At 54.9% G+C, this 3720-nt stretch carries 4 protein-coding genes and 1 pseudogene; all 5 read right to left on the bottom strand.

What is annotated here, in order from left to right:
- Positions 1 to 141: 141 nt before the first annotated feature.
- Complete coding sequence (locus tag B3Z49_RS12655) at positions 142 to 846, bottom strand: glutathione S-transferase N-terminal domain-containing protein (protein ID WP_296991377.1); 705 nt, start codon at positions 844 to 846, stop codon at positions 142 to 144.
- A 212-nt stretch (positions 847 to 1058) separates the two neighbouring features.
- Complete coding sequence (gene cynS / locus B3Z49_RS12650; RefSeq protein ID WP_008889173.1) at positions 1059 to 1499, bottom strand: cyanase; 441 nt, start codon at positions 1497 to 1499, stop codon at positions 1059 to 1061.
- A gap of 37 nt (positions 1500 to 1536) precedes the next feature.
- Positions 1537 to 2445: an ABC transporter ATP-binding protein gene (locus B3Z49_RS12645; RefSeq protein WP_296991374.1), complete on the bottom strand. Its 909-nt coding sequence runs from the start codon at positions 2443 to 2445 to the stop codon at positions 1537 to 1539.
- Positions 2446 to 2456: 11 nt separating this feature from the next.
- Positions 2457 to 3287, bottom strand: a complete 831-nt coding sequence (gene ntrB, locus B3Z49_RS12640) for a nitrate ABC transporter permease (protein ID WP_008889171.1) — start codon at positions 3285 to 3287, stop codon at positions 2457 to 2459.
- A gap of 1 nt (position 3288) precedes the next feature.
- Positions 3289 to 3720 (bottom strand): annotated as a pseudogene (locus B3Z49_RS12635) (nitrate ABC transporter substrate-binding protein); the annotation flags it as partial.

Raw genomic sequence — 3720 nt, 5'->3', positions numbered from 1 at the left:
TGTTGGGCAAGGGCGGCGTCCTTGATGCGGCTGGTCATGAATTGGTCTCTTAACTTCGTGGGACAATGAATGCCCTCCTAATTAAGGCCAGCCTGACCGGATGAAAAGCATTTGTCTCCATCCGGTCAAAATCAACGGCGATTAATCGCGGGCCGGGATGTTCAGTCCGCGCTGAACGGCCGGGCGATCAAGGCCACGCTCCAGCCACGCCGGAACGTTTTTGAACTCGTGATAATCAACAAGACTAGCTGCGTCATAGAAACCGATCAGGTTGCGCACCCAGCCAAGCGACGCAATGTCGGCAATGCTGTATTCATCGCCCATGATCCAGTCACGGCCATCAAGACGGGTTTCAAGCACGCCCAGAAGCCGCTTTGATTCCTTGCGATACCGATCCAGCGGACGCTTGTCCTCGATCTCCTTGCCGGCAAACTTGTGGAAGAAACCAAGCTGCCCAAACATCGGACCAAGCCCGCCCATCTGGAAATAAACCCACTGGATCGCCTCGATCCGTTTGGCCGGATCGACAGGCAACAACTTGCCGGTCTTTTCCGCCAGATACTGAATGATCGCACCCGATTCAAACAGACCAAGCGGTTTGCCATTCGGTCCATGCGGATCAATGATTGCCGGGATTTTGCCATTCGGGTTCAGCGACAGAAATTCCGGCGTCCATGTTTCATCTTCGCCGATATTGATCAGATGCGGCTCATAGTCCAGCCCGGTTTCTTCCAGCATGATCGAAACCTTCACCCCGTTGGGCGTCGGCAGGGAATAAAGCTGGATAACGTCCGGATTTTGCGCAGGCCAGCGTTTGGTAATCTCGAAGCTCGACAGATCAGCCATGATAAAGCCCTTTTGAAATCGTTATAGTGTTGACCATAACATTTAGATGATCCTTCGAAATGTGCCACCGGCAATCTGGCAACTTATTGTTTCCCGAAGAGCATCCCCTGCTAATGCGCGCGCCTGAAAAACAAAACCGGCCTGCGTAAGACAGGCCGGTTTCTTCTGCGACTGCTCGTACCAGGTGACTGCGAACCACCGATTGGCTTTGATTACCAGGCGCGGTATTTCAGGAATTTACCATCAAGGGTAATGACAACGCGGTCGCCCTTCGGGTCTTCCTTGCGTTCGATATACATTTCGTAGTCGATCGCGCTCATGATGCCGTCGCCGAATTTCTCGTGGATGATTTCCTTGATGGTCTCGCCGTAAACACCAACGATTTCATACAGGCGATAGATCGCAGGATCGGTCGGCACCGCCTGATCCCAGATTTTCATCGGGCATTCCTGCATGACAGCCGATGCTTCAGGCGGCAGGTCAAACAGGGCGACCAGCATGTCGGCCTTGTCCTTTGGCGCGGAATTCATGCCAAAACAGACCGAAGTCGTCCATACCGGCGACATGCCGATCTTGCTGGCAACTTCTTCCCAGCCAAGGCCTTTGGCCTTTTTGGCTTCGATAATCATTTCTTTGACATCTGCTTTTTTCACAGCTTTTCTCCTTCTAAGTAATCAGCGTGCAGGTGATTTATTCCACCGGGCTGGTGGCCGGTTTGCGGTTGTCTTTGGGGTCTGAAACCACCCCATGTGCGCCAAAACGCACAATGGATGGCTCGCTTGGCGTGCCTTCCTCCTGCTTGCCGGCAAGCGCCCTGGAGCGGGTGGCAAGGAATTCGACCAAGTGGTTTCGGATGTCGTAATAGTCGGAATGGTGAATGATGTTGGCGCGTTCGCGCGGGCGCGGGATATCGACCTGAACCGATTCCGCGACACGGGCATAGGGCCCATTGGTCATCAGCAAAATGCGATCCGCCAACAGGATGGCTTCATCCACATCATGGGTGATCATAAACACCGTCTGGTCCGACCCCGACCAGATGCGGATCAATTCATCCTGAATGCTGCCGCGTGTCAGGGCATCAAGGGCCCCGAACGGCTCATCCAAAAGCAACAATTCCGGCTGGATCGCAAAGGCACGTGCGATCGACACACGCTGACGCATGCCGCCCGACAATTGCGATGGCTTGCGAAGCTCCGCCCCGCCTGCCAGCCCGACCATTTCCAGATACTTCATCGAATGGTCGTGAACCTGTTTCTTGCTCCAGGATTTATAGCGCGCCTGAACGGCAAAGGTGACGTTCTTAAGCGCGGACAACCATGGCAGCAGGGAATAGTTCTGAAACACGATCCCGCGATCAAGGCTGGGTCCCGACACTTCCTTGCCATTCATGATGACCGCCCCTTCGGTCGGTTCGTCAAGACCAGCCAGGATGTTCAGGATTGTCGATTTGCCACAGCCGGAATGGCCGATGATGCAAACAAACTCCCCCTTCTCGATCCCCAGATTGACGTTTTCAAACACCGTCAGGGCTTCACCGCCCTTGGGGGCCTGAAAACGTTTGGTCAGGTTCTGCAAACTCAGGAATGGTTTCGACATATCAGGTCTCCTTATTCCTGGTACTGCACAAGACGTGCGCAGTAGGCAAAGGCGGTATCAAGCAACATGCCGACAACACCGATCATCAGGATCGAGAACACCACGCTGGTCAGATCAAGGTTGTTCCATTCGTTCCAGACGTAGTAGCCAATCCCCGTCCCGCCCACGAGCATCTCGGCTGCGACAATCACAAGCCATGCAATGCCGATTGAAATCCGCATGCCGGTCAGGATGGTCGGGGCCGCAGCCGGCAAGATGACGATCCAGGCGGTTTTGAGCGGGCCCAGTTCATGGGTGCGCGCCACATTGACCCAGTCCTTGCGAACCCCGGCCACACCAAAGGCGGTATTGATCAACATCGGCCAGATCGAACAGATAAAGATCACAAAGATCGCCGATGCCTGACTGTCCTGAATGACAAACAGCGCAAGTGGCATCCATGCCAGCGGGGAAATCGGACGAAGGACCTGAATAAACGGATCAAGCGCCTTGTACATCAGGGGTGACATCCCGATCAGGAACCCGACCGGAATGGCAATTGCCGCCGCAAGGAAATAACCGCTCAACACGCGATAAAGCGAATAACCGATCTGGATACCAATGCCCTTATCGTTGGGGCCGGCGTCATAGAACGGGTTGCTGAGCTCTTCCCATGCCTTGGCGATCACGTCCGAGGGGGGCGGCACAGCGGCCTTTGGCTCTGCCCCGCCCATCAGAAGTTCATATTCCGTAAGTTCGCCAGCGAGTTGTTGTTTTGGGCTGGCGGCCTCCCAAAGACCAAGGAAGACCGCCAGAAGTACAAGTGACAACACCAACGCCCTGGCATTGAGCGATGCCAGCATATCAGCTTACCCCTTTGCCGATGGCAAAGCTGTTGACATAGGCTTCAGGCTGATCGGGATCGAACGTCTTGCCCATGATGGTATAGCTTTTGTAAGTCTCGGTCGGCGCTTCATAGCCAAGCTCTTTCATGATCTTGGCGCAATCGCTCGCGACATAGACTTCTTCGGCGATCTTCTTGTAATCGACATCGCCCTCGATATAGCCCCAGCGCTTCATCTGGGTCAGGATCCAGACACCCATCGAGTGCCACGGGAACGGATCGAAATCGATGCGATCCGGGACGTTTTTCACTTCGCCCAGACCATCGGCGTAACGGCCGGTCAGGACTTGCTCAATCACCGGAACCGGCTGGTTCAGATAGTTGGCCGGTGCGATGGCGGCCGAGATTTCCTTGCGGTTTTCCGCTTTGGCGGCGTACTGGGTCGCATCCAC

This window comes from Thalassospira sp. UBA1131, assembly GCF_002311515.1.
Taxonomy (GTDB): Bacteria; Pseudomonadota; Alphaproteobacteria; order Rhodospirillales; family Thalassospiraceae; genus Thalassospira.
The sequence above is the reverse complement of the archived record's forward strand: the minus strand, read 5'-3'. Positions and strand labels throughout refer to the sequence as shown.

Excerpts from the sequence above, each read along its gene's own strand:
- ntrB (WP_008889171.1), bottom strand. The coding sequence starts at position 3,287 with ATGCTGGCATCGCTCAATGCCAGGGCGTTGGTGTTGTCACTTGTACTT.
- B3Z49_RS12655 (WP_296991377.1), bottom strand. The coding sequence starts at position 846 with ATGGCTGATCTGTCGAGCTTCGAGATTACCAAACGCTGGCCTGCGCAA.
- B3Z49_RS12645 (WP_296991374.1), bottom strand. The coding sequence starts at position 2,445 with ATGTCGAAACCATTCCTGAGTTTGCAGAACCTGACCAAACGTTTTCAG.